The organism is Serratia sp. CY40230 (assembly GCF_052168835.1).
GTDB lineage: Bacteria > Pseudomonadota > Gammaproteobacteria > Enterobacterales > Enterobacteriaceae > Serratia > Serratia nematodiphila.
This window is the reverse complement of record NZ_JBJNLX010000001.1, coordinates 567,359-590,663: the sequence shown is the minus strand read 5'-3', so window position 1 is coordinate 590,663 and position 23,305 is coordinate 567,359. Positions and strand designations below refer to the sequence as shown.

30 protein-coding genes are annotated in these 23,305 nt (G+C 61.0%); 16 read left to right on the top strand and 14 right to left on the bottom strand.

Annotated features, from left to right (window positions below; genetic code table 11):
• Positions 1-60 precede the first annotated feature (60 nt).
• The 5 genes from cheY to ACJ8IJ_RS02795 all read left to right on the top strand — a co-directional run bounded on the left by cheY (position 61) and on the right by ACJ8IJ_RS02795 (position 4,897).
• Complete coding sequence (gene cheY, locus ACJ8IJ_RS02815; protein WP_004934862.1) at positions 61-450, top strand: chemotaxis response regulator CheY; 390 nt, start codon at positions 61-63, stop codon at positions 448-450.
• A 10-nt stretch (positions 451-460) separates the two neighbouring features.
• Entirely contained in the window at positions 461-1,105 is a 645-nt protein-coding gene (gene cheZ, locus ACJ8IJ_RS02810; protein WP_004934858.1) for a protein phosphatase CheZ, read from the top strand.
• A gap of 165 nt (positions 1,106-1,270) precedes the next feature.
• A complete protein-coding gene (flhB, locus tag ACJ8IJ_RS02805) occupies positions 1,271-2,422 on the top strand; it encodes a flagellar biosynthesis protein FlhB (protein WP_047730459.1) in 1,152 nt (383 codons plus the stop codon).
• Positions 2,415-4,493, top strand: a complete 2,079-nt coding sequence (gene flhA, locus ACJ8IJ_RS02800; protein WP_021504090.1) for a flagellar biosynthesis protein FlhA — start codon at positions 2,415-2,417, stop codon at positions 4,491-4,493. The genes flhB and flhA overlap by 8 nt, the downstream gene beginning before the upstream one ends.
• Positions 4,493-4,897 (top strand): flagellar protein FlhE, encoded by a 405-nt coding sequence (locus ACJ8IJ_RS02795; RefSeq protein WP_015378259.1) that lies wholly within the window; start codon positions 4,493-4,495, stop codon positions 4,895-4,897. The genes flhA and ACJ8IJ_RS02795 overlap by 1 nt, the downstream gene beginning before the upstream one ends.
• Before the next feature lie 2 nt (positions 4,898-4,899).
• On the opposite strand, the gene ACJ8IJ_RS02790 is transcribed toward ACJ8IJ_RS02795, so the two are convergent.
• The 5 genes from ACJ8IJ_RS02790 to flgA all read right to left on the bottom strand — a co-directional run bounded on the left by ACJ8IJ_RS02790 (position 4,900) and on the right by flgA (position 7,367).
• Positions 4,900-5,202, bottom strand: a complete 303-nt coding sequence (locus ACJ8IJ_RS02790) for a helix-turn-helix domain-containing protein (RefSeq protein ID WP_015378258.1) — start codon at positions 5,200-5,202, stop codon at positions 4,900-4,902.
• Positions 5,195-5,569, bottom strand: coding sequence for a type II toxin-antitoxin system RelE/ParE family toxin (locus ACJ8IJ_RS02785; protein ID WP_004934837.1), 375 nt, complete (start codon positions 5,567-5,569; stop codon positions 5,195-5,197). The genes ACJ8IJ_RS02790 and ACJ8IJ_RS02785 overlap by 8 nt, the downstream gene beginning before the upstream one ends.
• Before the next feature lie 229 nt (positions 5,570-5,798).
• Positions 5,799-6,233 (bottom strand): flagella synthesis protein FlgN, encoded by a 435-nt coding sequence (locus tag ACJ8IJ_RS02780; protein ID WP_004934835.1) that lies wholly within the window; start codon positions 6,231-6,233, stop codon positions 5,799-5,801.
• A gap of 39 nt (positions 6,234-6,272) precedes the next feature.
• Positions 6,273-6,584 (bottom strand): flagellar biosynthesis anti-sigma factor FlgM, encoded by a 312-nt coding sequence (gene flgM, locus ACJ8IJ_RS02775; protein WP_004934832.1) that lies wholly within the window; start codon positions 6,582-6,584, stop codon positions 6,273-6,275.
• Between the two features lie 129 nt (positions 6,585-6,713).
• A complete protein-coding gene (gene flgA / locus ACJ8IJ_RS02770; protein WP_004934829.1) occupies positions 6,714-7,367 on the bottom strand; it encodes a flagellar basal body P-ring formation chaperone FlgA in 654 nt (217 codons plus the stop codon).
• A gap of 160 nt (positions 7,368-7,527) precedes the next feature.
• On the opposite strand from flgA, the gene flgB reads away from it, so the two are divergent.
• The 11 genes from flgB to flgL all read left to right on the top strand — a co-directional run bounded on the left by flgB (position 7,528) and on the right by flgL (position 17,603).
• Positions 7,528-7,941 carry a flagellar basal body rod protein FlgB gene (gene flgB, locus ACJ8IJ_RS02765; RefSeq protein WP_015378256.1) on the top strand — a complete coding sequence of 138 codons (414 nt, stop codon included), beginning with the start codon at positions 7,528-7,530 and terminating at the stop codon, positions 7,939-7,941.
• Between the two features lie 5 nt (positions 7,942-7,946).
• Positions 7,947-8,351: a flagellar basal body rod protein FlgC gene (flgC, locus tag ACJ8IJ_RS02760; protein ID WP_004934826.1), complete on the top strand. Its 405-nt coding sequence runs from the start codon at positions 7,947-7,949 to the stop codon at positions 8,349-8,351.
• Positions 8,352-8,363: 12 nt separating this feature from the next.
• Positions 8,364-9,041 (top strand): flagellar hook assembly protein FlgD, encoded by a 678-nt coding sequence (gene flgD, locus ACJ8IJ_RS02755; RefSeq protein WP_004934824.1) that lies wholly within the window; start codon positions 8,364-8,366, stop codon positions 9,039-9,041.
• Positions 9,042-9,095: 54 nt separating this feature from the next.
• Positions 9,096-10,319, top strand: coding sequence for a flagellar hook protein FlgE (flgE, locus tag ACJ8IJ_RS02750; protein WP_004934822.1), 1,224 nt, complete (start codon positions 9,096-9,098; stop codon positions 10,317-10,319).
• 12 nt (positions 10,320-10,331) lie between these two features.
• Positions 10,332-11,087: a flagellar basal body rod protein FlgF gene (locus ACJ8IJ_RS02745; protein ID WP_033632747.1), complete on the top strand. Its 756-nt coding sequence runs from the start codon at positions 10,332-10,334 to the stop codon at positions 11,085-11,087.
• A gap of 18 nt (positions 11,088-11,105) precedes the next feature.
• Positions 11,106-11,888 carry a flagellar basal-body rod protein FlgG gene (flgG, locus tag ACJ8IJ_RS02740; RefSeq protein WP_004934819.1) on the top strand — a complete coding sequence of 261 codons (783 nt, stop codon included), beginning with the start codon at positions 11,106-11,108 and terminating at the stop codon, positions 11,886-11,888.
• A gap of 83 nt (positions 11,889-11,971) precedes the next feature.
• The gene (gene flgH, locus ACJ8IJ_RS02735; protein WP_442518395.1) at positions 11,972-12,673 is read left to right on the top strand and encodes a flagellar basal body L-ring protein FlgH; all 702 of its coding nucleotides are present in this window, start codon (positions 11,972-11,974) and stop codon (positions 12,671-12,673) included.
• A 10-nt stretch (positions 12,674-12,683) separates the two neighbouring features.
• Positions 12,684-13,784 carry a flagellar basal body P-ring protein FlgI gene (locus ACJ8IJ_RS02730; protein ID WP_004934816.1) on the top strand — a complete coding sequence of 367 codons (1,101 nt, stop codon included), beginning with the start codon at positions 12,684-12,686 and terminating at the stop codon, positions 13,782-13,784.
• Complete coding sequence (gene flgJ / locus ACJ8IJ_RS02725) at positions 13,784-14,728, top strand: flagellar assembly peptidoglycan hydrolase FlgJ (RefSeq protein WP_442518242.1); 945 nt, start codon at positions 13,784-13,786, stop codon at positions 14,726-14,728. The genes ACJ8IJ_RS02730 and flgJ overlap by 1 nt, the downstream gene beginning before the upstream one ends.
• Positions 14,729-14,934: 206 nt before the next feature.
• Entirely contained in the window at positions 14,935-16,584 is a 1,650-nt protein-coding gene (gene flgK, locus ACJ8IJ_RS02720) for a flagellar hook-associated protein FlgK (RefSeq protein ID WP_004934814.1), read from the top strand.
• A gap of 59 nt (positions 16,585-16,643) precedes the next feature.
• Positions 16,644-17,603 carry a flagellar hook-associated protein FlgL gene (gene flgL, locus ACJ8IJ_RS02715; RefSeq protein ID WP_015378250.1) on the top strand — a complete coding sequence of 320 codons (960 nt, stop codon included), beginning with the start codon at positions 16,644-16,646 and terminating at the stop codon, positions 17,601-17,603.
• A gap of 300 nt (positions 17,604-17,903) precedes the next feature.
• Here flgL and ACJ8IJ_RS02710 read toward each other — a convergent pair whose 3' ends face one another.
• The 9 genes from ACJ8IJ_RS02710 to fliL form a co-directional block, all read right to left on the bottom strand.
• Positions 17,904-18,170: a hypothetical protein gene (locus ACJ8IJ_RS02710; RefSeq protein WP_275094890.1), complete on the bottom strand. Its 267-nt coding sequence runs from the start codon at positions 18,168-18,170 to the stop codon at positions 17,904-17,906.
• Positions 18,171-18,527: 357 nt separating this feature from the next.
• The gene (sra, locus tag ACJ8IJ_RS02705; RefSeq protein ID WP_442518241.1) at positions 18,528-18,662 is read right to left on the bottom strand and encodes a stationary-phase-induced ribosome-associated protein; all 135 of its coding nucleotides are present in this window, start codon (positions 18,660-18,662) and stop codon (positions 18,528-18,530) included.
• 355 nt (positions 18,663-19,017) lie between these two features.
• Positions 19,018-19,800, bottom strand: a complete 783-nt coding sequence (gene fliR, locus ACJ8IJ_RS02700; RefSeq protein WP_004934804.1) for a flagellar biosynthetic protein FliR — start codon at positions 19,798-19,800, stop codon at positions 19,018-19,020.
• A gap of 2 nt (positions 19,801-19,802) precedes the next feature.
• Positions 19,803-20,072: a flagellar biosynthesis protein FliQ gene (gene fliQ / locus ACJ8IJ_RS02695; protein ID WP_004934803.1), complete on the bottom strand. Its 270-nt coding sequence runs from the start codon at positions 20,070-20,072 to the stop codon at positions 19,803-19,805.
• A 20-nt stretch (positions 20,073-20,092) separates the two neighbouring features.
• A complete protein-coding gene (gene fliP / locus ACJ8IJ_RS02690; protein WP_004934802.1) occupies positions 20,093-20,854 on the bottom strand; it encodes a flagellar type III secretion system pore protein FliP in 762 nt (253 codons plus the stop codon).
• Positions 20,851-21,255, bottom strand: coding sequence for a flagellar biosynthetic protein FliO (gene fliO, locus ACJ8IJ_RS02685; protein WP_004934800.1), 405 nt, complete (start codon positions 21,253-21,255; stop codon positions 20,851-20,853). The genes fliP and fliO overlap by 4 nt, the downstream gene beginning before the upstream one ends.
• Positions 21,255-21,671, bottom strand: a complete 417-nt coding sequence (gene fliN / locus ACJ8IJ_RS02680; RefSeq protein ID WP_004934799.1) for a flagellar motor switch protein FliN — start codon at positions 21,669-21,671, stop codon at positions 21,255-21,257. The genes fliO and fliN overlap by 1 nt, the downstream gene beginning before the upstream one ends.
• Positions 21,664-22,668 carry a flagellar motor switch protein FliM gene (fliM, locus tag ACJ8IJ_RS02675; RefSeq protein WP_004934798.1) on the bottom strand — a complete coding sequence of 335 codons (1,005 nt, stop codon included), beginning with the start codon at positions 22,666-22,668 and terminating at the stop codon, positions 21,664-21,666. The genes fliN and fliM overlap by 8 nt, the downstream gene beginning before the upstream one ends.
• A 5-nt stretch (positions 22,669-22,673) precedes the next feature.
• Positions 22,674-23,159, bottom strand: a complete 486-nt coding sequence (fliL, locus tag ACJ8IJ_RS02670; protein ID WP_004934797.1) for a flagellar basal body-associated protein FliL — start codon at positions 23,157-23,159, stop codon at positions 22,674-22,676.
• Positions 23,160-23,305: the final 146 nt, after the last annotated feature.

Genomic DNA, 23,305 nt, shown 5'->3' with positions numbered 1-23,305 from the left:
TCGCCGTGCGGCGGCCTGCGGTGTTGCATCATTAAACGGTTAACTATTTCAGGAGTAACAATGGCAGACAAGAACCTCAGATTTCTGGTTGTGGACGATTTTTCCACCATGCGCCGCATCGTCAGAAATTTGCTCAAAGAGCTGGGCTTCAACAACGTCGAAGAAGCTGAAGACGGCGCGGATGCGCTGAACAAGCTGCGCGCCGGCGGTTTCGACTTCGTGGTGTCCGACTGGAACATGCCGAACATGGACGGGCTTGAGCTGTTGCAAACCATCCGCGCCGACAGCGCGCTGGCCGCGATGCCGGTACTGATGGTGACCGCGGAAGCCAAGAAAGAAAATATCATCGCGGCGGCGCAGGCCGGCGCCAGCGGTTATGTAGTAAAACCATTTACGGCGGCGACGCTGGAAGAAAAGCTCAACAAGATTTTTGAAAAATTGGGCATGTAAGGAGAGGGCGATGAGAGACATTCCAATGCCTGCCAGCGATGCAGCGACCGCGGGAGAGATCATCTCCCGCATCGGCCAACTGACCCGAATGCTGCGCGACAGCATGCGCGAACTGGGGCTCGATCAGGCGATCGCCCAGGCGGCAGAGGCGATCCCGGATGCGCGCGACCGTCTTGACTATGTCGTAACCATGACGGCGCAGGCGGCGGAACGGGCGTTGAACTGCGTGGAGGCGGCGCAACCGCGCCAGGCGGAGCTGGAATCCGGCGCCAACGCGTTGAAAGGGCGCTGGGACGAGTGGTTCGCCAATCCCATCGAACTGGACGACGCGCGTTCTCTGGTCAACGACACGCGCCAGTATCTGGATCAGGTGCCGGGCCATACGGCTTTCACCAACGCCCAGCTGCTGGAGATCATGATGGCGCAGGACTTCCAGGATCTGACCGGTCAGGTGATCAAGCGCATGATGGACGTGGTGCAGGAGATCGAAAAGCAGCTGCTGATGGTGCTGATGGAAAACATGCCGGAGCAGCCGGTGAAGGAAAAACGGCCGAACGACAGCCTGCTGAACGGCCCGCAGCTCGACCAGAACGGCGTCGGCGTGATCGCCAATCAGGCGCAGGTCGACGATCTGCTCGACAGCCTCGGTTTCTGAGGCCTTTCGGGGCGCGCGACGGCGCGCCCCGACAACAAGCCACGTCGTTTTGGTCTCATCCCCTAAATAACCCGCCTTTTTCCCCGTTGTTCCGCCAATGACATCGCCAATTTTTTGGCATGCTGACCGCCATTCTTTACCCTCCCGACACAGGAACGGCGTTTCGTGGCTGAAGACAGCGATCTGGAAAAAAGCGAGGCCCCCACGCCCCACAGGCTGGAGAAGGCGCGTGAAGACGGCCAGATCCCGCGCTCGCGCGAGCTGACCTCGGTACTGATGCTGCTCTCAGGCCTCGCGATTATCCTGATGTCCGGCAGCAACATGGCGCAACAGCTGGCGGCGATGCTCACGCAAGGTCTGAACTTCGATCACGGCATGGTCAGCAACGATAAACAGATGCTGCGCCAATTGGGCATGTTGCTGCGCCAGGCGGTGCTGGCGCTGCTGCCGATCATGGCGGGGCTGGTGCTGGTGGCGCTCGCCGCGCCGATGTTGCTGGGGGGCATTTTGTTCAGCGGCAAGTCGATCAAATTCGATTTGAAGCGGCTGAACCCGCTATCCGGGTTGAAGCGCATCTTTTCCAGCCAGGTGCTGGCCGAGCTGCTGAAAGGGATCCTGAAAGCGACGCTGGTCGGTTGGGTGACCGGCCTCTATCTGTGGCACAACTGGGCGGCGATGCTACATCTGATGACTCAGCAGCCGCTCGATGCGCTGGGCAACGCGCTGCAGATGATTCTGTTCTGTGGCTTTCTGGTCGTGCTGGGATTGACGCCGATGGTGGCGTTCGACGTGTTTTATCAGCTGTGGAGTCACTTCAAGAAGCTGAAGATGACCAAGCAGGATATTCGCGACGAGTTCAAAGACCAGGAAGGGGACCCGCACGTGAAGGGGCGCATTCGTCAGCAGCAGCGGGCGATCGCCCGGCGCCGCATGATGGCCGACGTGCCCAAGGCGGACGTGATCGTCACCAACCCGACGCACTACGCCGTCGCGTTGCAGTACAACGACAAAAAAATGAGTGCGCCGAAAGTGCTGGCCAAAGGGGCCGGCGAAATCGCCTTGCGCATTCGCGAACTCGGTGCGGAACACCGCATCCCGATGCTGGAGGCGCCGCCGCTGGCGCGCGCGCTGTATCGGCACAGCGAGATCGGCCAGCATATTCCGGCCACTCTGTATGCCGCGGTCGCCGAAGTGCTGGCCTGGGTGTACCAGCTGCGCCGCTGGCGGCGCGAGGGCGGCCTGATCCCGAAAAAACCTGAACGTTTACCGGTGCCGGAAGCACTGGATTTTGCAAGAGAGAGTGACTCTGATGGCTAATTTGGCCTCCCTGCTTCGTTTGCCGGGCAATTTTAAAGATACGCAGTGGCAGGTGCTGGCCGGCCCGGTGCTGATCCTGCTGATCCTGTCGATGATGGTGTTGCCGTTGCCGGCGTTTATCCTCGACCTGCTGTTTACCTTCAACATCGCGCTGTCGATCATGGTGCTGCTGGTGGCGATGTTCACCCAGCGCACGCTCGAATTCGCCGCCTTCCCGACCATCCTGCTGTTCTCCACGCTGCTGCGTTTGTCGCTCAACGTCGCGTCGACGCGCATCATCTTGCTGGAGGGGCACACCGGCTCCGCCGCCGCCGGCCGCGTGGTTGAAGCCTTCGGCCACTTTCTGGTGGGGGGCAACTTCGCCATCGGCATCGTGGTGTTCATCATCCTGGTGCTGATTAACTTTATGGTCATCACCAAAGGTGCGGGGCGTATCGCCGAAGTGGGCGCGCGCTTCGTGCTGGACGGTATGCCGGGTAAACAGATGGCGATCGACGCCGATCTGAACGCCGGCCTGATCGGTGAAGACGAAGCGAAGAAACGGCGCGCCGAAGTGACCCAGGAGGCCGACTTTTACGGCTCGATGGACGGCGCCAGTAAATTCGTGCGCGGCGACGCCATCGCCGGCCTGATGATCATGGTGCTGAACGTAGTCGGCGGCCTGTTGGTCGGCGTGGTGCAACACGGCATGGAGCTGGGGGCGGCGGCGGAAAGCTATACGCTGTTGACCATCGGTGACGGCCTGGTGGCGCAGATCCCGGCATTGGTGATCTCCACTGCCGCCGGCGTCATCGTCACCCGCGTCGCGACCGATCAGGACGTCGGCGAGCAGATGGTGGGCCAGCTGTTCAACAATCCGCGCGTGATGTTGCTGAGCGCCGGAGTGCTGGGCCTGCTGGGCCTGGTGCCGGGCATGCCGAACCTGGTGTTCCTGCTGTTTACCGCGGCTCTGTTGGGCCTCGCCTGGTGGCTGCGCGGCCGTGAACAACAGGCGCCGAAAACGGTGGAAGATCCGGTGATGCCGGAGAATCCGCAGGCCGCCGAAGCCAGCTGGGCCGACGTGCAGTTGGAAGATCCGCTGGGGATGGAGGTGGGCTACCGGTTGATTCCGATGGTCGATTTTCAGCAGAACGGCGAACTGCTGGGCCGTATCCGCGGCATCCGCAAGAAATTCGCCCAGGACATGGGCTATCTGCCGCCGGTGGTGCACATTCGCGACAACCTGGAACTGCCGCCTGCCAGCTACCGTATCCTGATGAAAGGCGTCGAGATCGGCAGCGGTGAAGCGCAGCCGGGCCGCTGGCTGGCGATCAACCCCGGCAACGCCGTAGGCGAGCTGGCGGGAGACAAAACCGTCGATCCGGCCTTTGGGCTCGAGGCGGTATGGATCGACAGCGCCTTGCGCGAGCAGGCGCAGATCCAGGGCTTTACCGTGGTGGAGGCCAGCACCGTGGTGGCGACACACCTCAATCACCTGATCGGCCAGTTCGCCAGCGAGCTGTTCGGCCGCCAGGAGACCCAACAGCTGTTGGATCGCGTGTCGCAGGAGATGCCGAAGCTGACCGAAGACTTCGTGCCGGGCGTGGTGTCGCTGACGACGCTGCACAAAGTGCTGCAAAATCTGTTGGCCGAGCGCGTTTCCATTCGCGATATGCGCACCATCGTCGAAACGCTGGCGGAACACGCCCCGGCGCAGAGCGATCCTTATGAATTGACCACCGTGGTGCGAGTGGCGCTGGGCAGGGCGATCACGCAGCAGTGGTTCCCGGGCAACGGCGAGATTCAGGTTATCGGCCTGGATACCCAGTTGGAGCGTCTGTTGCTGCAGGCGTTGCAGGGCGGCGGCGGCCTGGAGCCGGGGCTGGCCGATCGTCTGTTGGATCAGGCACGCCAGGCGTTGCAGCGGCAAGAAATGCTCAGCGCGCCGCCGGTGCTGCTGGTCAACCATGCGCTGCGGGCCTTGCTGGCGCGCTTCCTGCGTCGCAGCCTGCCGCAGATCGTGGTGCTGTCCAATCTGGAGATCAACGACGATCGCCAGATTCGCATGACCTCGACCATCGGAGCGGCCTGATGAAACGCTGTCTGTTCGTATTTTGTTTGCTGGCTCCGCTCGCCGCTGGCGCGGTGTCCGGTTCCTGGGTCGCTGAAGGGGCGGGGGTCACGCTGGAACAGGGCGGGATGCGCGATGAATCCGCCGCTTTGCGGCCGCCGAACGCGCTGCCGGATGCCCATGCGCGCATCACCAGCGTCAGCTGGCGCTACCGTTTGCTGGGGCCGGAGCCCGTGGGGCTGCAGGCCCAGCTCTGCACGGTAAACCGCTGCATTCCACTGGGCGGCGGCAGCGGCAGCAGCAATGGTCTGCAGGGCGAACCGGCCAATGCGGAATTGCGCTTTGTCTATTACGTGCAGTCGCAAGGCGGGCTGAATCCGCCGCTGCGGGTGATTGGCAATCAGGTGATCGTCAATTATCAGTAACATCAGGCCAGAATTTGCAGGCCGTTGCGTTCCACCAGAGTCAGCAGTTTCATCGCGGCGGAGTTCGGTTGCGCTTCGCCGCGCTCCCATTTCTGCACCGCTTTTTTGCTGACGTTGAGATACAGCGCAAACACCGGCTGACTGACGTTTTCCCGTTCGCGCAGCGCGCGGATCTCGGCCGGCCCGAACTGTTTCACCGGCCGCAGGCACAGCATGTCGAAGGTGCGCATGGTCACGTCATCGACGAAACCGGCGCGATGCAGGCCCTGAACTTCCTGGTGGATCTCGGCAAGAATTTTACTCATCGCTTAGCCTCCGTAATTCCTTGTTGTTGACCAGCTGGTAGAGTCTGAATGGCGAATAATCCAGATACAGCGCAGCCAGATGCTTCAATCCTTGTAACTCATCCGCACTGATGTTTTCTCTCTCACTTTTGGCAAAGCCGCGCATAAAAAACAGGCGGTCTTCATCACGAAAAACGATCAGTACCCGATAGCCGCCACGTTTGCCCGCACCAGCCCGAGCGATGCGCTTTTTGTATACGCAACCGCCAAGATTGGCATCGTACAGCTGATGTTGCATCTCTCGCGCCGCTTTCACTATCGTGGCGTCGCTAATGCGCTCGCGTGCGGCAAAACCCTGAAAGGTTTTGGTGAGATAAATGTCGGCCATTCGCTCTCCCTGCGAATCTATACCCTCTAAGGGTATATTTCAAGTGGTTTAAAAATAACCACAGGGTGACAAGCGGCCAAAGAGAAAGAAACAGCCAAATTCACGCCATGCGCAGCCTGACGCAAAGCCTTAAGTGAATTCAAAGAGTGATAGGGAGAAAATGCGACGGGATGCGCAGAAGCCGGTAAACGCATGCCCGGTGATAGGCTCACCGGGCAAATGAGTCAGGTCAAACGCCGATTTTTCTGCCGAGCAGGCTGCCGGCGTGCGACTGGCCGTCCGGGCCATACAGCGATTTGTTGTTTTTGCTGAGGATGGCTAGCGCCTGAGCGTTATGGTCGATCTGCTGATTGAGCAGAAGACCGTTGTGCTGGTTCTTTTCGCGCAGCGTTTGGCTCAGCAATTGAACGCGCTGCCAACGATCGGCCAGGGGCGCTTGGCTGGCATAGGGCGCGCGTTGCCCGCAGGTTTTTTCCTGCCCCAGGCGCTGTTGCTCGAGATAAGCGACCGTCGCCAGCAGTTGGCTTTTGGCATCGGTGACGCGCTGCAAGGCCACGCCCGGCAACTGGCCGGAGCACAGCAAGTCGTGCTCTTCCTCCAGCACGCCATTGAGCGCCTGCAGCGTTTCCAACAGTTTATCCAGCAGTTGTGCCAGCTTTTCCATAGTAATGACTTATCCTTTACCGCTATTCGCCGCGCGCTGTCAGTCGCGTCCGGCGATCCATTGAACATCGCTCTGCGCGTCTTGCAGCAGCGCATCGGCGATTTTGCCGGCGTCCATCTTCAGTTCACCGTTGCGGATCGCCTGTTTGATGGCCTCGACCCGACCCATATCGATATCCTGGGTGCCCGGCTGCATCAGGCGCGCCTGCGCTTCGCTCAGTTTGACCTGCGTGCCGCTGACGGCGGTTTCTGCCACGGCGGCCTTGCGCGGTTGGAGCGGGTTGTCGGCCGGGGTTTCACGCGGTTGCACAGTGGAAACCGGCTGTAACCGCTGGGTGCGATCGATACTCATGGTCCATCTCCGTTTACGCCGTGACCGCTCGCGGGCGACGACGCTGCAATGAAAGTGTTGCGGCCCTGGTGGCCAATAAAATGCTGCTTGATTTGTCTTATCGGCAAGGTTGGCGGAACCTTTACTTTTTTATAACGTAATGCGGATCGCGCCGTCGTCCCCGACCACGCCGCTGACGATCTGCCCGGAGGCCATGCGTACCCGCACGCTGTCTTCGGCGGCGGCGTTGTTCATCGCCTTACCCGCACCGCTGATGCTGAATCCTTCGCCCTGTGCGTTGACCTGCACCGGTTGCCCAGCCTTGATAATCCAGGCGCGGCGCAGCATGGCGAGGGTCAGCGGCTGACCGGGGCTGATGTTGCGCAGGCTGACGGCACCTAACGCTTTGCCCGCTTCGGTCAGCGCGCGCGGCGGCAGGGTATCGAGCCGGCCCTGTTTCAACGTCAGATCCGCCGCCGTCAACCGGCTGCCGGCGCTGATGCCGCGCGCCGAAACGAGATAGCGGCCGAACACCTGCACCTGCGTCTGGATAAAACGCCGCTCCTGGCCACAGCGCGCCGAAATGCTGACGTTGCCGCCGATCCGCGCGTTGGGCGACAGCGACAGCTGCGGCAGTTCGCAAGCGGGCCATTGGTTCGGCGGCGTGCGCACCCGCACTTTTACCTGTACCGGTTCGCCGCTGAACTTGCCTTGGATGAAGCTTTCGATTTGCGTCGCCAGATCGTCGGCGCGCGCGTTCAGACTGCACAGCAGGCCGATAAGCAGCAGCATTTTACCTTTCATCGTCATCTTCTCAAGCTTCATCGGGATACGCGTAAGTGTACCCGCAGCGCGCGCAGGCTAAGCAGATAAATAGCGCCCCATTTTGCGTTTATTCCCGCGATAGGGTGGCGCAGGGGGCGTTTATGCTGTCGACTCCAAATTCTAACCTCGCGGAGGGAGCATGCTCGACAAACTGGACGCGGCTCTGCGCTTTGGCCAAGAGGCGCTGAACTTGCGCGCCCAGCGGCAGGAAATTCTGGCCGCCAACATCGCCAACGCAGACACGCCGGGTTATCAGGCGCGGGATATCGATTTCGCCAGCCAATTGAACAAGGTGCTGGAGCAGGGGCGCGTCAGCGGCAACGGCATGGCGCTGAACCTGACGGCGGCGCGCCACATCCCGGCGCAGACCCTGCAGCCGCCACAGCTCGATCTGCTGTTCCGAGTGCCGGATCAGCCGTCGATGGACGGCAACACGGTGGACATGGATCGCGAACGCACCAACTTTGCCGATAACAGCCTGAAATATCAGACCGACCTGACGCTGCTCAACGGGCAGATCAAAGGGATGATGTCCGTGCTGCAACAAGGATAAGGCGCATGTCTTTACTGAATATTTTTGATATCTCCGGCTCGGCGTTATCGGCGCAATCCCAGCGCATGAACGTCAGCGCCAGCAACATGGCCAACGCCGACAGCGTGACCGGCCCGGACGGTGAACCTTACCGCGCCAAGCAGGTGGTGTTCCAGGTCGCGGCGGCGCCAGGGCAGCCGACCGGCGGCGTGCGCGTCGCCCAGGTGGTGGACGATCCGGCGCCCGAGCGCCTGGTGTATCAGCCGGGCAACCCGCTGGCGGACGCCAAGGGGTATGTGCGCATGCCGAACGTCGACGTGGTGGGGGAAATGGTCAACACCATCTCCGCTTCCCGCAGCTACCAGGCCAACGTCGAGGTGCTCAACACCACCAAGTCGATGATGATGAAAACCCTGACGCTGGGTCAGTAACCGGAGATTTCCATGGCTATCGCCGCAACCACCAACGAGTCGTTGGACAACACCGTCATCGGTAACAACAGCAAGACCACCAACAGCCAGGATCTGCACAACAGCTTCCTGACGCTGCTGGTCGCGCAGTTGAAAAACCAGGATCCGACCAACCCGATGCAGAACAACGAACTGACGTCGCAGCTGGCGCAGATCAATACCGTTCAGGGCATCGAAAAACTCAACACCACGCTGGGGTCGATCTCCGGCCAGATCAATAGCAACCAGTCGCTGCAGGCCACCGCGCTGATCGGTCACGGCGTGATGGTGCCGGGCAACAATATTCTGGTCGGCAGCAAGGACGGCAAGGTCAGCACCACGCCGTTCGGCGTGGAACTGGAGCGCGCCGCCGATCAGGTGACCGCCACCATTACCAACGCCAGCGGGCAGGTGGTGCGCACCATTGAAATTGGCGGCCTGACCGCCGGCGTGCACGCCTTCACCTGGGACGGCTCGCTGGATGACGGCTCCACCGCGCCCGACGGCGCCTACAAAGTGGCGATTAACGCCAAAGGCAACGGCGAGCAGCTGGTGGCGCGCAGCCTGCACTTCGGGCTAGTGAACGGCGTGATCCGCGACGGCAACGGCGCCAAGCTGGATCTCGGCCTGGCGGGCAACGCCACCCTGGAAGACGTGCGACAGATCTTATAACCCTAAGCATCAGGCTCAATCGGACGATAGCCTGACCACTATTCGGAGAATAACATGGCCTTTTCTCAGGCAGTCAGCGGCTTGAACGCGGCAGCAACCAACCTGGACGTGATCGGTAACAACATCGCCAACTCCGCAACCGCGGGCTTCAAATCCGGCAGCGTCTCCTTTGCCGACATGTTCGCCGGTTCGCAGGTCGGGCTGGGCGTCAAAGTGTCCGGCATCACCCAGAACTTCAAGGGCGGCACCACCACCGGCACCAGCCGCGCGCTGGATGTGGCCATCAACGGCAACGGTTTTTTCCGCATGCAGGATAAAGACGGCGGCATCTTCTATACCCGCAACGGCCAGTTCAAACTGGACGAGAACCGCAACCTGACCAACATGCAGGGCCTGCAGCTGACCGGTTACCCGGCGGCCGGTTCCCCGCCGACCATCCAGCAGGGCGCCAACCCGGTGCCGCTGAGCATTCCTGAAGGCATGATGAACGCCAAGGCGTCCACCTCCGGCGAGATGGTGACTAACCTGAAGTCCACCCATAAAGTGCCGGAAAACAAGACCTTCGATCCGACCAAGCAGGACAGCTACAACTACGTCAACACCATCACCGCTTACGACTCGCTGGGTAATGCGCACAACATCAACGCTTACTTTGTGAAGACCGAAGACAACAAATGGCAGGTCTACACCCAGGACGGCAGCGCGGCGCCAGTGAACGCCGGCACCATGGAGTTCAGCACCAGCGGTAATCTGGTGAAAACCACCAGCACCAACGGCGCGCCGGGCGAGTTCAGCATGGTGATCCCGATGACCGCCAAAGACGGCGCGCCGGCGCAAAACTTCACCCTGAGCTTCGCCGGCAGCATGCAGCAGAACGTAGGCAGCGACTCGGTGAGCAAGGTGGCGCAGGACGGCTATGCCGCCGGTGAATACACCAACTTCCAAATTAACAACGACGGCACCGTCGTTGGGATCTACTCCAACCAGCAGACCCAGGTGCTGGGCCAGATCGTCATGGCCAACTTCTCCAACCCGGAAGGGCTGGCGTCGCAGGGCGATAACGTTTGGCAGGAAACCGGCGCGTCCGGCCAGCCACGCGTTGGTCTGTCGGGCGGCGGCGGCTTCGGCAAGCTGACCAGCGGTGCGCTGGAATCTTCCAACGTCGATCTGAGCCAGGAGCTGGTGAACATGATCGTCGCACAGCGTAACTACCAGTCCAACGCCCAGACCATCAAGACGCAGGACTCCATCCTGCAGACGCTGGTTAGCCTGCGCTAATAGGGCCGAGTTATGGATCACGCGATTTATACCGCGATGGGCGCGGCGCGCCAAACGCTGGAACAGCAATCCATTACCGCCAACAACCTGGCCAATGCGTCGACGCCGGGCTTTCGCGCCCAGCTTGCCGCGTTGCGCGCGGTGCCGGTCGACGGGCCGAGCCTGGCGACACGCACCTTGGTGACCGCGTCGACGCCGGGCGCCGACATGAGCCAAGGCGCGCTGAACTACACGGCGCGCCCGCTGGACGTGGCGCTGCAGCAGGATGGTTTTTTGGCGGTGAGCCTGCCGGGCGGCGGTGAAGCTTACACCCGCAACGGCAACATTCAGATTTCCTCCACCGGGCAGTTGACGGTGCAGGGGATGCCGCTGATGGGCGACGGCGGGCCGATCGAGGTGCCGCCGTCGGCGGAGATCACCATCGCGGCCGACGGCACCATTTCGGCGCTGAACGCCGGCGATCCGCCGAACACCATCGCGCAGATTGGCCGCCTGAAGCTGGTGAAGGCCGATGCGCGCGAAGTGATGCGTGGTGACGACGGGCTGTTCCGCCTGACGCCGGAAACCCAACAGCAGCGCGGCAATCAGTTGCAAAACGATCCGCAGGTGCGGGTGATGCCGGGCGTGCTGGAGGGCAGCAACGTCAAGCCGATGGAGACCATGGTTGACATGATCGCCAACGCCCGCCGTTTTGAAATGCAAATGAAGGTCATCCACAGCGTGGATGAAAACGAACAGCGTGCCAACTCACTGCTCTCAGTGAGCTAAGCAGCAAGGAAATAACCGATGATTCCATCCTTATGGATTGCCAAAACCGGTCTGGACGCGCAGCAGACCAACATGGACGTGATCGCCAACAACCTGGCGAACGTCAGCACCAACGGCTTCAAGCGCCAGCGTGCGGTATTTGAAGATCTGCTGTACCAGACCATGCGTCAGCCGGGTGCGCAGTCTTCCGAGCAGACTACGCTGCCTTCCGGTCTGCAGATCGGCACCGGCGTGCGTCCGGTGGCGACCGAGCGCCTGCACAGCCAGGGCAACCTGTCGCAGACCAACAACAGCAAAGACGTCGCCATCAAGGGGCAGGGTTTCTTCCAGGTGATGCTGCCGGACGGCACCCAGGCCTACACCCGCGACGGGTCGTTCCAGATCGATCAGAACGGCCAGCTGGTCACCTCCAGCGGTTTCCAGGTGCAGCCGGCGATCACCATTCCGGCGAACGCGCTGTCCATCACCGTCGGCCGCGACGGCATCGTCAGCGTCACCCAGCAGGGGCAAACCGCCGCCCAGCAGGTGGGCCAACTGACGCTGACGACCTTTGTCAACGACAGCGGTCTGGAGAGCGTGGGCGAGAACCTGTATCAGGAAACCGAAAGCTCGGGCGCGCCGAACGAGAGCACGCCGGGGCTGAACGGCGCCGGTCTGCTGTATCAGGGCTACGTGGAAACCTCCAACGTTAACGTGGCGGAAGAGCTGGTCAACATGATCCAGACTCAGCGCGCTTACGAGATCAACAGCAAAGCGGTATCGACCTCCGATCAGATGCTGCAAAAGCTGACGCAACTGTAATCTGTCATTGACGGGCCCGGCATGCCGCGCCCGTCATTCTCTTTCGTGAAACAAAGGCGATACCCGTGGTAACCACATATTCGATGGCAATCCTGCCGCGGCAGGGACAACGCTGGCTGGCGGGAATGGTGATGCTGACGCTGAGCGGCTGCGCTTATATCCCGCACAAACCGCTGGTGGACGGCGCGACCACGGCGCAGCCTGCGCCGGCCAGCGCGCCGATGCCGAACGGCTCGATCTTCCAGACGGTGCAGCCGATGAACTACGGCTATCAGCCGCTGTTCGAAGACCGCCGGCCGCGCAACGTCGGCGACACCCTGACCATCGTGCTGCAGGAAAACGTCAGCGCCAGCAAGAGCTCCTCCGCCAACGCCAGCCGCAACGGCGCCAGCAAGTTCGGCGTCGCCACCTCGCCGCGTTACCTCGACGGCCTGTTGGGCAATGCGCGCGCCGATATGGACATTTCCGGCGACAGCACCTTCGGCGGCAAGGGCGGCGCCAACGCCAACAACACCTTCAACGGCACCATTACGGTGACGGTCAACCGGGTACTGGCCAACGGCAACCTGCACGTGGTGGGGGAAAAGCAGATCGCCATCAACCAGGGCACCGAATTCATCCGCTTCTCCGGCGTCGTCAACCCGCGCACCATCAGCGGCAACAACTCGGTGACCTCGACGCAGGTGGCGGACGCGCGTATCGAATACGTCGGCAATGGCTATATCAACGAAGCGCAGACCATGGGCTGGCTGCAGCGTTTCTTCTTAAATGTTTCACCGTTCTAAGGATTGACTGATGCTGAAAAAATGGTTTATCGCGCTGTGCGTCGGGCTGGTGTGCTTGCCGGCGGCGGCGGAGCGCATCCGCGATCTGGTGACGGTGCAGGGCGTGCGAGACAACGCCCTGATCGGCTACGGCCTGGTGGTGGGGCTGGACGGCTCCGGCGACCAGACCATGCAGACGCCGTTTACCACTCAAAGCCTGAGCAACATGCTGTCGCAGCTGGGCATCACCGTGCCGCCGGGCACCAACATGCAGCTGAAAAACGTGGCGGCGGTGATGGTGACCGCCAAACTGCCGCCGTTCTCGCGCGCCGGGCAGAATATCGACGTGGTGGTTTCTTCGATGGGCAACGCCAAGAGCCTGCGTGGCGGCACCCTGCTGATGACGCCGCTGAAAGGCGTGGATAACCAGGTTTATGCGCTGGCGCAGGGCAACGTGCTGGTCGGCGGTGCGGGCGCGGCGGCCGGCGGCAGCAGCGTGCAGGTCAACCAGCTGGCGGGCGGGCGCATCAGCAACGGCGCCACCATCGAGCGCGAGCTGCCGACCACCTTCGGCAGCGGCGGCGTACTCAACCTGCAGCTGAACGACGAAGACTTCACGCTGGCGCAGCAGATCAGCGACGCCATCAACCGCCAACGCGGCGGCGGCACCGCGACGCCGCTCGACGCCCGCACCATTCAGGTGCTGGTGCCGCAGGGCAACAGCTCTCAGGTGCGCTTCCTGGCGGAGATTCAGAACATCACCGTCAACGTCGGCGCGATGGACGCCAAGGTGATCATCAACTCGCGCACCGGGTCGGTCGTGATGAACCGCGATGTGATCCTCGATTCCTGCGCCGTCGCCCAGGGCAACCTGTCGGTGGTGGTCGATCGGCAGAACACCGTCAGCCAGCCAACGACCCCGTTCGGCGGCGGCCAGACGGTGGTGACGCCAAACACCCAGATCTCGGTGCAACAGCAGGGCGGATCGCTGCAGAAGGTGAACGCCAGCGCCAACCTGAACAATGTGATCCGCGCGCTGAACGCGCTGGGCGCTACGCCGATCGATCTGATGTCGATCCTGCAGGCGATGCAGAGCGCCGGCTGCCTGCGCGCCAAGCTGGAAATCATCTGATGGCCGGCGATCTGATGGCGATGTCGGGCGCGGCCTATGACGCCCAGGCGCTGAACGGCCTGAAGCGCGACGCGGTGGCCGACCCGCAGGGCAACCTCAAGCAGGTGGCCCAGCAGGTAGAAGGCATGTTCGTGCAGATGATGCTGAAAAGCATGCGTTCCGCCTTGCCGCAGGACGGGGTATTGAGCAGCGATCAAACGCGGCTCTATACCTCGATGTACGACCAGCAAATCGCCCAGCAGATGTCGCAAAAAGGGCTGGGGCTGGCCGACATGATGGTCAAGCAGATGAGCAACGCCAACACGGTGCCGAGCGAAACGGCGGGCCTGTCGCCGATGGCGCTGGACAACGAGGTGCTGCAAACGCTGCCGAACCAGGCGCTGGAGCAGATGGTGCGCCGCGCGATGCCGAAAGCCCCGCCGGCCGCCGCGCCACTGTCGCTCAACAACGGCAACTTCGTCGCTCGTCTGTCGATACCGGCGAAGGTCGCCAGCCAGCAGAGCGGCATTCCGCATCAGCTGATCGTCGCACAGGCGGCGCTGGAGTCCGGCTGGGGGCAGCGCGAGATCCCGACCTCAGACGGCACGCCGAGCTACAACCTGTTCGGCATCAAGGCCGGCGGCAGCTGGAATGGGCCGGTGACGGAGATCACCACCACCGAGTTCGAACAGGGCGCGGCGAAGAAGGTGAAGGCGAAGTTCCGCGTCTACGGCTCGTACGTCGAAGCGATCGCTGATTACGTCAAACTGCTGACCAACAACCCGCGCTACGCCGACGTGGCCGCCGCGCGCAGCCCAGAACAGGCGGCGCATGCGCTGCAGCGCGCCGGCTATGCCACCGACCCGCAGTACGCCAGCAAACTGGTCAGCGTGATTCAGCAGATGAAGAACGCCGGGGAACAGGCGGTGAAAGCCTATACCCACGATCTGAAAGATTTGTTCTAAATCCCCGTCATTCTTGACGCCGCAGCGGCGCCAATGATTTAGGGGATAGGCGGCAATGGAGGCTGGCTGGATGCTGACCGCATTGCCGCTTTTTTTCCTCAAGTTCTTCTCATTTTTGCCGATAACCGAAACAGGCTGAGCGAACAGGCTCAGCAGCTCAATTAAGAACCCTGTGGGCCACCGGCGCCGCAGCATAAGGAATTCCGATGTCCAATAGCTTAATCAATACCGCGATGAGCGGGCTGAATGCGGCTCAGGTGGCGCTCAGTACCGTCAGCAACAACATCTCCAACTACAACGTGGCGGGCTACAACCGCCAGACCGCGATCCTGGCGCAGAACGGCGGCATGGCCACCATGAGCGGCTTTATCGGCAACGGCGTGACCGTCACCAGCGTCAACCGCGAGTACAACCAGTTCATCACCAACCAGCTGCGCGGCGCACAAAGCGCGTTCGGGGCGCAAAACGCCTATTACGAGAAGATTTCACAGATCGACAACCTGTTGGCGAGCAAGACCAACCCGCTGTCGACCAACATGCAGGACTTCTTCACCAACCTGCAGAACCTGGTGAGCAACGCCGGTGACGACGCCGCGCGCCAGACGGTGCTGGGCAAGGCCAACGGCCTGGTGAACCAGTTCAACAACACCGATAAATTCCTGCGCGACATGGATAACGGCGTTAATCAGCAGATCAGCGATACGGCGCAGCAGATCAACAGCTACGGCCAACAGATCGCCAAACTGAACGACGAGATCACCCGTTTGCGCGGCAGCGCCGCCGGCGAGCCGAATGCGTTGCTGGATCAGCGCGATCAGCTGGTCACCGAATTGAATCAGCTGGTGGGCGTACAGGTCACGCAACAGGACGGCGACGCCTATACCGTCTCCTTCGCCAACGGCTTGACCCTGGTGCAGGGCAGCAACACCTATCAGGTGGAAGCCGTGCCTTCCAGCAGCGATCCTTCCCGTCTGACCATCGGCTATAACCGCGGCAACGGCGCCAGCGAAGTGCCGGAAGGCCAGATCACCAGCGGCACGCTGAGCGGCGTGCTGAAATTCCGCAGCGAAACGCTGGACGGCGTGCGCAATCAGCTGGGCCAGTTGGCGCTGGCGATGGCGGACAGCTTTAACCAGCAGCATCGCGCCGGCTTCGATCTGAACGGTGACGCGGGCGGCGACTTCTTCAGCTTCAGCGGCGGCCGGGTAGTGGATAACACCCGCAACACCGGCGACGCGTCGCTGTCAGTCTCTTACACCGATACCGGCAAGGTGAAGGCCAACGATTATCGCGTCGAGTTCGACGGCAGCAACTGGCAGGTCAGCCGCCTGCCGGACAACGTGAAAGTCAACGCGACGCCGGGCACCAGCGCCGACGGCAAGCCGACGCTGAACTTCGACGGGTTGGAAGTGAGCATCGACGGCAATGCGCAGGCCAAAGACAGCTTCACCGTGAAGCCGGTCAGCGACGTAGCGGGCAATCTGAAAGTGGCCATCACCGATTCGTCCAAGATCGCCGCCGCCGGTAAAGACGACAGCGGCCGCGGCGATAACGAAAACGCCAAGAAGCTGCTGGATCTGCAAACCAAAAACCTGGTGGACGGCAAGGCGACCCTGAGCGGCGCTTACGCCGGCATCGTCAGCGGCGTCGGCAACCAGACCGCTGCCGCCAAGGCTATCGCCACGTCGCAGGCCAAGATCGTCACGCAGCTGGGCGCGCAACAGCAGTCGATGTCCGGCGTCAACCTTGACGAAGAGTATGGCGAGCTGCTGCGTTTCCAGCAGTACTACATGGCCAACGCTCAGGTGATTCAGACCGCCAGCTCGCTGTTCGACGCGCTGCTGAATATTCGTTGATTTCATTGTTAATCGGCGCCGATAACGGCGCCGGTCGCTCAGAGTAAGGAACCCACAGCATGCGCATGAGCACCAGCATGATGTACCAACAGAACATGAACGGCATCACGGGCAACCAGTCGCTGTTCATGAAGGCGGCCGAGCAGCTTTCCTCGGGCAAGCGGGTGATCAACCCGTCCGACGATCCGCTGGCGGCGTCGCGCGCGGTGATGTTGTCGCAATCGCAGGCGGAAAACAGCCAGTACACGCTGGCGCGCACCTTCGCTCGTCAGAACGTGTCGATGGAAGAAACGGTCTTGGCCGGCGCGACCTCCACCATCGCGGACATGAAGGCGCTGATTGTCAATGCCGGCGGTACGGAAAGCGATAACGATCGCCAGTCGCTGGCCACTCAGCTGCAGGGGCTGAAAGATCAGCTGCTGAACCAGGCCAACAGCACCGACGGCAACGGCCGCTATATGTTCGGCGGGTATGTGAACGACAAGGCGCCGTTCGTCGACAACGGCGGCACCGTCAGCTATCAGGGCGGCGACAAGACGGTTCAGCAGAAAGTGGACGCCAACCGCACCATGACCATCGGCCATACCGGCAACGCGGTGTTCATGTCGTTGACCAGCAACCCGAAGCCCGAGCCGGACGGCAGCGCGCCGGTCAGCAACGTATTCGAGAGCATCGATATCGCGCTGAACGCGCTGAAAATCCCGCTGCAGGGCGCCGACGAGGCCACCAAGCAGCAGGTGAACGATGCGCTGGCGAAAGCCAACCGCGGCCTGGACAACTCCTACAACAACGTGCTGAGCGTGCGCGCCGAGCTGGGCAGCCAGCTGCAGGAGATGGATCAGTTGGACAGCATCGGCAAAGAGCGCGATATGACCAACCAGATCCAGATGAGCGCGCTGACGGATGCCGACCTCGCCGAGTCTATCTCGTCTTATTTCATGCAGCAGGCGGCGCTGCAGGCGTCGTATAAAACCTTCAGCGATATGCAGGGCATGTCGTTGTTCCAGATGAATCGTTAAGAGCAATACCCCGTTGCCTGACCGCGACGGGTTTCCCTTTAGTGCGCTTAGAAAATGCCCTCTCCGCCCCGCGGGGAGGGCGGCTTCTTGAAACCGGGCGCACTCGTTTGGCGCGTCGCTCGTTCTCCCACTACTGACTGAGTGACGCGCCTTTTTTTGTCTGCGTGTTCCCCATTCACCTTAAGCCTTAGCGGAAAGGCACGCCGCGATCCCTATCGCCGCCGTTATTGCCGTCGCCGGCACCGCCCATCCGTTGCATTTCTTCTCTGGTCAGTTATCTCAACATAGGTCGATCTCCTGTTAACGCGACTTGGCGTTATTTTTAGGGGTGCTGTTTTCGATTTGAGGCTTGCGGCTCTCATTGAACAGCCAACGTATTGGCGTATAGAGGCACTCGGCCAACTTCAATGAGCCAAATAAAGTAAACGGGATGATGACGAAACTATCGACGCCAGGCGGCAGAGCAAATAATCCCCAGGAAAAGCCCAGCGTATTTAAAATAGTGCTCATGATCAAAAGGGCGATGCCGCTGATGAATAAATCACTCAGCTGGAATTTTATCTTCATGTTTGCACCGATTATATTTGGGTGAGGCTTGCAGCGTGCTGTCTGCAAGGTTGCTTCCAATATAACGCTGGGGGGATAAGGTGGGAAATCGATTTTTCTTGTCAGTGAATAAATAAGAGATGTGAGTAAAGCAAATTATTAATGCATTATCTTTAAATTTAGCGTGGCAGCGAGGGCGACGTGCTGCATTATTTCATTCCTGACAATGAAATGCACAGGACGTCGACATGGCTTGCCGACGGGTGATCAATGCCGGTTACGGCAGGAGCCGGGTTGCCGTTCCGGTGCAGCGTCGAATGGCGCAGCAGAGGCCGGATACGGGCGCAACCCGGAATGTTTTGCTAAAAGCCGTACGGATTATTTCTTTTTCTTCACCACTTTCCATTTTTCACCAGTGGCCGTTTCGCTGATGGCAACTTTAAATTTGTTGCTTTTCCAGTGGGCCATGCCGAATAACCGGCGTGCTTTGCGGTTGCTTTTCGCTTTAATCATGATGTCGCTCCTGTGGTTAGCAAAGGTCGATGCTGCGCCCTGCAACCGGCAGGCTGCCAGACGCATTTATTCAGGGTGTAAGTTATCTGCCGCGCATTTAACCCTGCGTGGCTGCGTTATTTTATTTTTCTCTAACCAATAAGTTTATATTATCGCCGCGGGTGACTGATGGGGTGCGGGCGATATTTTTTCTACCGGGTCTATTCTAGGTCGGGGTTTTATTTATTCAAGCCGCCGGAGACATTTGAACCTTAATCCGGATAAAAGACGTTTCTCAGGCTTTTGTCCCAAGAAAACGTTTTTATTACCATTTTGTCTCAGGCGGAAGAGGGGGAAAGGAAGGGGCCGCAGGGGCTCAGAAGGTCATGCCGCCGATTACCGCCGCCAGTCGATCGAAGATTTCACCGAACAGATGTTCGCAGAACGGCGCCAGCATCGGCATCATCATGCCCAGCGTCATGATGCCGAAGGTCATGGTGACCGGGAAACCGATCACGAACACCGACAGCTGCGGCGTCATGCGGTTGAGCAGGCCGAGCGCCATGTTGAGCGTTAACAGCAGGCAGATCAGCGGCAGCGCCAGCATCATGCCATTGATGAAGATCAGCGAGCCGACCTGAGTCAGCACCAGGAAACCGTTGCCGTTCAGCGGCTGCGTTTGGACAGGCAGGGTGTGGAAGCTGTCCGCCAGCAGCGAAATCAGCCACAGATGGCCGTCGAAGCTGAGGAACAGCAACATCGCCAGCAGGTTAAGCAGGCGCGCCAGCACCGGCATGTTCGGGCCGCCGCTGGGATCGAAGAAGGTGGCGAACGACAGGCCCATCTGCATGCCGATCACTTCGCCCGCCAGGCGCACCGCCGCGAAGGCGAACTGCATGGTCAACCCCAGCGCCACGCCGATCAGTATTTGCTGAATCGCCAGCCACAGGCCGGCGGCGGAGAAGATGGGAATATTGCTGGCGGGCAGCGTCGGCGCGATCAGGATGACGATCAGCCCGCCAAGGCCGATTTTGACCTTTTTGCTGATTTGCTTTTCGCTGAATATCGGCGCGGTGCTGATCAGCGCCAGAATGCGCAGCAGCGGCCAAAAATAGTGGCTGAGCCAGACGGTGAGCTGGGCGCTGTCGAAAGTGAGCACGGTCAGCCGATCAGGGTAGGCAGGTTGCTGAACAGGGTGCGCATGTAGTCCAGCAACAGGTTCAGCATCCAGGGGCCGGCGATGATGATGGTGGCCACCACCGCCAGAATTTTGGGGATGAACGACAGCGTCATTTCGTTGATCTGGGTGGCGGCCTGCAGCAGGCTGACCACCAGGCCGCTGATCAGCGCCGCCAGCAGCAGCGGGGCGGCCAGCGCCAGCGCCACTTTCATCGCCTCGGTGCCGAGCGCCATAACCGATTCAGGTGTCATCTCGCGTTCTCCGATCGGGGTTACGAATAGAAGCTCTGCGCCAACGAGCCGAGCAGCAGCTGCCAGCCATCGACCAGCACGAACAGCATCAGCTTGAACGGCAGCGAGATGGTGGCGGGCGGCACCATCATCATCCCCAGCGCCATCAGCACGCTGGCGACCACCAGGTCGATGATCAGGAACGGAATGAACACCGTAAAGCCGATCTGGAAGGCGGTTTTCAGTTCGCTGGTGACGTAGGCGGGCAGCAGGATGCGCATCGGCACCGCTTCCGGGCCGGCCAGCGGCGGCTGATTGGCCAGTCTGGCGTACAGCGCGAGATCGGTTTCGCGCGTTTGGCGCAGCATGAACTCGCGCAGCGGCTGCGCGCCTTTATCCAGCGCGACCTCCAGTCCGATCTTGTCCTGGCTGAACGGCAGGTAGGCGTCCTGATAGACCTTGTCGAACACCGGCGACATGATGAAGAAGGTCAGGAACAGCGCCAGCCCCAGCATCACCTGGTTCGGCGGCGCCGACGGCGTGCCCAGCGCATTGCGCAGCAGCCCGAGCACGATGATGATGCGGGTGAAGCTGGTCATCATCAGCAGCATGGCGGGCAGGAAGGTCAGCGAGGTCAACAGCACCAGCGTCTGCACCGGCAGCGACCAGCTTTGGCCGCCGTTGGCCAGCGGCTGGCTGATCAGCCCCGGCAGTTGTGCAAAAGCCGCCGGGCTGATCAGCAGCAGGGCGGCAGGGAGCCAAACCGCCGGACGGCGGACGAGGGTATGAAGAGTCGAGGTCATGCCGATTTTTCCGGGCGTTTCAGTACTTTTTGCATCAGTTGGCGGAAGTCCGCCGGTGTCGCCGCGTTGGACTCGCCTTCGTCTTTCGGCGGGGCGGGCAGGGTGTGCAGCGGGGTGATCTGCTGGGCGGTGACGCCCAATACCAACAAGGTGTCGTCGATTTCCACCACCACCACGCGTTCGCGCTGCCCGACCTGGCAACTGGCGCGCAGGTTGAGCAGTTTGTTGTTGCGCGCCTGCGGGGCGAACCCCAGCCGACGGAACAGCCAACCGGCCAGCAGGATCAGCAGCAGAATGCCGCCGAGCGCGCTGCTGACCTGCATCAACACCGAACCGGCCGGCAGGGCCGGCGCGGCGGGGTGTTGGGTGCTTTGCACGGTAACGGGCGCCGCGGCGGTCATCAGCGGCTCAGTCGACGCATGCGTTCGGATGGGGTGATGATGTCGGTGATGCGCACGCCGAACTTGTCGGCCACCACCACCACTTCACCTTGTGCGATCAGGTAACCGTTGATCAGGATATCCAGCGGTTCGCCGGCCAGGCCGTCCAGCGCCACCACCGAGCCTTGCGACAGGCGCAGCAGCTCTTTGATGGTCATCTTGGTGCGCCCCAGTTCCACGGTCAGCTTGACCGGAATATCCAGGATCAGGTCGATATCCTGCAGGCTGCCGAGCGCATCCTGAGCTTCCAGCGACTTGAACACCCCTTCGGTGCTCGCGCCGGATTTCTCTGAAGACTGCTGCTCGTTAAACGCATCAGCCCACAGATCGTCTACGGATTCCTTTCCTTCGCCAGACGGTTGCTTAGGATCACTCATTGGGCTGTTCCTCACTCAGAGCATTCAAAATAGGGTTAATCAAATGTTCAACACGCAGGGCGTATTGCCCGTTCAACGTGCCGTATTGGCTGGTCAGAACCGGTACGCCGTCCACATGGGCGATCAGGCGTTCCGGCTTGTCTATCGGTAATACATCGCCCGGTTGCAGCTTCAGGACTTTCGACAGCCGCATCGGGATATCGACGAAGTTGGCGATCAGCTCCAGTTCGGAATGCTGCACCTGCTTCACCAGCGTTTCGCGCCAGTGGCTGTCTTCCTGCCGCGAATTTTCCAGCGGCGGGTTGGTCAACAGCTCGCGCAGCGGCTCAATCATCGCGAAGGGAATGCAGATGTTGAACTCGCCGGTCAGCGCGCCGATCTCCACCTGGAACGGCGTGGTGACCACGATGTCGTTTGGCGAGGTGGTGATGTTGGTGAACTTCACCTGCATTTCGGCGCGCACGTACTCTACGTCGATCTTGTAGATGGCGCTCCAGGCGTCGCCGTAGGCGTCCAGCGCCAGGCGCAGCATGCGCTTGATCACCCGTTGTTCGGTCGGGGTGAACTCGCGGCCTTCGACCTTGGTCGGGAAGCGGCCGTCGCCGCCGAACAGGTTATCGACGGCGATGAACACCAGGCTCGGCGCGAACACGAACAGGGCGGTGCCGCGCAGCGGATTCAGATGCACCAGGTTCAGGTTGGTCGGCACCGGCAGGTTGCGGGCGAACTCGTGATACGGCTGGATTTTGATCGGGCCGACGGTAATGTCCGGGCTGCGGCGCAGCAGGTTGAACAACCCCATGCGGAACTGCCGGGCAAAACGTTCGTTGATGATTTCCAGCGCGTGCAGGCGCTCGCGCACCACGCGGCGCTGGGTGTTCGGATCGTAAGGCTTGACCTCGCTCTCTTTGCCGACCACCGCCTCGGGTTCATCACCCGCGCTGTCGCCGTTGAGCAAGGCGTCGATCTCTGCCTGTGAAAGAATGCTATCGCCCATAGTGATTACCGCAGTATGAAGGCGGTGAACAGCACGTCGCTGACCACCTGCTTCGGTTGTCCCTTAACCAGCGGCGGGCTGAGCACGTCCTTAATCTGCGCCACCAACTGTTGCTTCCCTTGTTCATTGGCCAGCTGGCTCGCTTCCTGACGGGAGAGCAGCATCAGCAGACGGCTGCGCACTTCCGGCAGAAAATCGTTCAGCTGGCGGCGGGTACTTTCGTCCGGCAGACGCAGCGTGAGGCCGATGTACAGCACGCGATCCGGGTTGTTGTCCGGCGTCACCAGGTTGACGGTAAAGGTGTCGAGCGGCATGAACACCGGCGCGGCCGGCGGTTGCTGTTTGGCTGCGGCCGGTTCGGCGCCGTTTTTATGCTGTTGCAGCAGCCACCAGCTGTAGCCCGCGGCGCCACAGGCGACGACGCTGATCAACACCAGCAGGATGACCAGAAGGGGGCGTTTCGGTGCTGCCGGAAGGGAGTTCTGAGACATAGCGAAATCTAATTCCTGTTGTTCCACCCGCGGCCGGCGAGGCGGCGGGCATAGCGCGCGGCAAAGCCGCACGCATGACATGTAAAGGTATTATCGCGTCTATTGTGGCGTGCAATAGCCTGAATAGACGCGCAAATGGGTGCCAG

What these genes read in the sequence shown, in the direction of transcription:
- fliP (WP_004934802.1), bottom strand. Translation starts at nt 20,854, where the DNA reads ATGACCTCGACTCTTCATACCCTCGTCCGCCGTCCGGCGGTTTGGCTC.
- cheY (WP_004934862.1), top strand. Translation starts at nt 61, where the DNA reads ATGGCAGACAAGAACCTCAGATTTCTGGTTGTGGACGATTTTTCCACC.
- fliM (WP_004934798.1), bottom strand. Translation starts at nt 22,668, where the DNA reads ATGGGCGATAGCATTCTTTCACAGGCAGAGATCGACGCCTTGCTCAAC.
- ACJ8IJ_RS02795 (WP_015378259.1), top strand. Translation starts at nt 4,493, where the DNA reads ATGAAACGCTGTCTGTTCGTATTTTGTTTGCTGGCTCCGCTCGCCGCT.
- flgE (WP_004934822.1), top strand. Translation starts at nt 9,096, where the DNA reads ATGGCCTTTTCTCAGGCAGTCAGCGGCTTGAACGCGGCAGCAACCAAC.
- flgJ (WP_442518242.1), top strand. Translation starts at nt 13,784, where the DNA reads ATGGCCGGCGATCTGATGGCGATGTCGGGCGCGGCCTATGACGCCCAG.
- flgG (WP_004934819.1), top strand. Translation starts at nt 11,106, where the DNA reads ATGATTCCATCCTTATGGATTGCCAAAACCGGTCTGGACGCGCAGCAG.
- flgC (WP_004934826.1), top strand. Translation starts at nt 7,947, where the DNA reads ATGTCTTTACTGAATATTTTTGATATCTCCGGCTCGGCGTTATCGGCG.
- ACJ8IJ_RS02710 (WP_275094890.1), bottom strand. Translation starts at nt 18,170, where the DNA reads ATGAAGATAAAATTCCAGCTGAGTGATTTATTCATCAGCGGCATCGCC.
- fliN (WP_004934799.1), bottom strand. Translation starts at nt 21,671, where the DNA reads ATGAGTGATCCTAAGCAACCGTCTGGCGAAGGAAAGGAATCCGTAGAC.
- flgH (WP_442518395.1), top strand. Translation starts at nt 11,972, where the DNA reads ATGGCAATCCTGCCGCGGCAGGGACAACGCTGGCTGGCGGGAATGGTG.
- fliL (WP_004934797.1), bottom strand. Translation starts at nt 23,159, where the DNA reads ATGTCTCAGAACTCCCTTCCGGCAGCACCGAAACGCCCCCTTCTGGTC.
- ACJ8IJ_RS02730 (WP_004934816.1), top strand. Translation starts at nt 12,684, where the DNA reads ATGCTGAAAAAATGGTTTATCGCGCTGTGCGTCGGGCTGGTGTGCTTG.
- flgA (WP_004934829.1), bottom strand. Translation starts at nt 7,367, where the DNA reads ATGAAAGGTAAAATGCTGCTGCTTATCGGCCTGCTGTGCAGTCTGAAC.
- flgL (WP_015378250.1), top strand. Translation starts at nt 16,644, where the DNA reads ATGCGCATGAGCACCAGCATGATGTACCAACAGAACATGAACGGCATC.
- sra (WP_442518241.1), bottom strand. Translation starts at nt 18,662, where the DNA reads ATGATTAAAGCGAAAAGCAACCGCAAAGCACGCCGGTTATTCGGCATG.
- ACJ8IJ_RS02785 (WP_004934837.1), bottom strand. Translation starts at nt 5,569, where the DNA reads ATGGCCGACATTTATCTCACCAAAACCTTTCAGGGTTTTGCCGCACGC.
- fliO (WP_004934800.1), bottom strand. Translation starts at nt 21,255, where the DNA reads ATGACCGCCGCGGCGCCCGTTACCGTGCAAAGCACCCAACACCCCGCC.
- ACJ8IJ_RS02790 (WP_015378258.1), bottom strand. Translation starts at nt 5,202, where the DNA reads ATGAGTAAAATTCTTGCCGAGATCCACCAGGAAGTTCAGGGCCTGCAT.
- flhA (WP_021504090.1), top strand. Translation starts at nt 2,415, where the DNA reads ATGGCTAATTTGGCCTCCCTGCTTCGTTTGCCGGGCAATTTTAAAGAT.
- fliQ (WP_004934803.1), bottom strand. Translation starts at nt 20,072, where the DNA reads ATGACACCTGAATCGGTTATGGCGCTCGGCACCGAGGCGATGAAAGTG.
- cheZ (WP_004934858.1), top strand. Translation starts at nt 461, where the DNA reads ATGAGAGACATTCCAATGCCTGCCAGCGATGCAGCGACCGCGGGAGAG.
- flgD (WP_004934824.1), top strand. Translation starts at nt 8,364, where the DNA reads ATGGCTATCGCCGCAACCACCAACGAGTCGTTGGACAACACCGTCATC.
- ACJ8IJ_RS02745 (WP_033632747.1), top strand. Translation starts at nt 10,332, where the DNA reads ATGGATCACGCGATTTATACCGCGATGGGCGCGGCGCGCCAAACGCTG.
- flgK (WP_004934814.1), top strand. Translation starts at nt 14,935, where the DNA reads ATGTCCAATAGCTTAATCAATACCGCGATGAGCGGGCTGAATGCGGCT.
- ACJ8IJ_RS02780 (WP_004934835.1), bottom strand. Translation starts at nt 6,233, where the DNA reads ATGGAAAAGCTGGCACAACTGCTGGATAAACTGTTGGAAACGCTGCAG.
- flgB (WP_015378256.1), top strand. Translation starts at nt 7,528, where the DNA reads ATGCTCGACAAACTGGACGCGGCTCTGCGCTTTGGCCAAGAGGCGCTG.
- flgM (WP_004934832.1), bottom strand. Translation starts at nt 6,584, where the DNA reads ATGAGTATCGATCGCACCCAGCGGTTACAGCCGGTTTCCACTGTGCAA.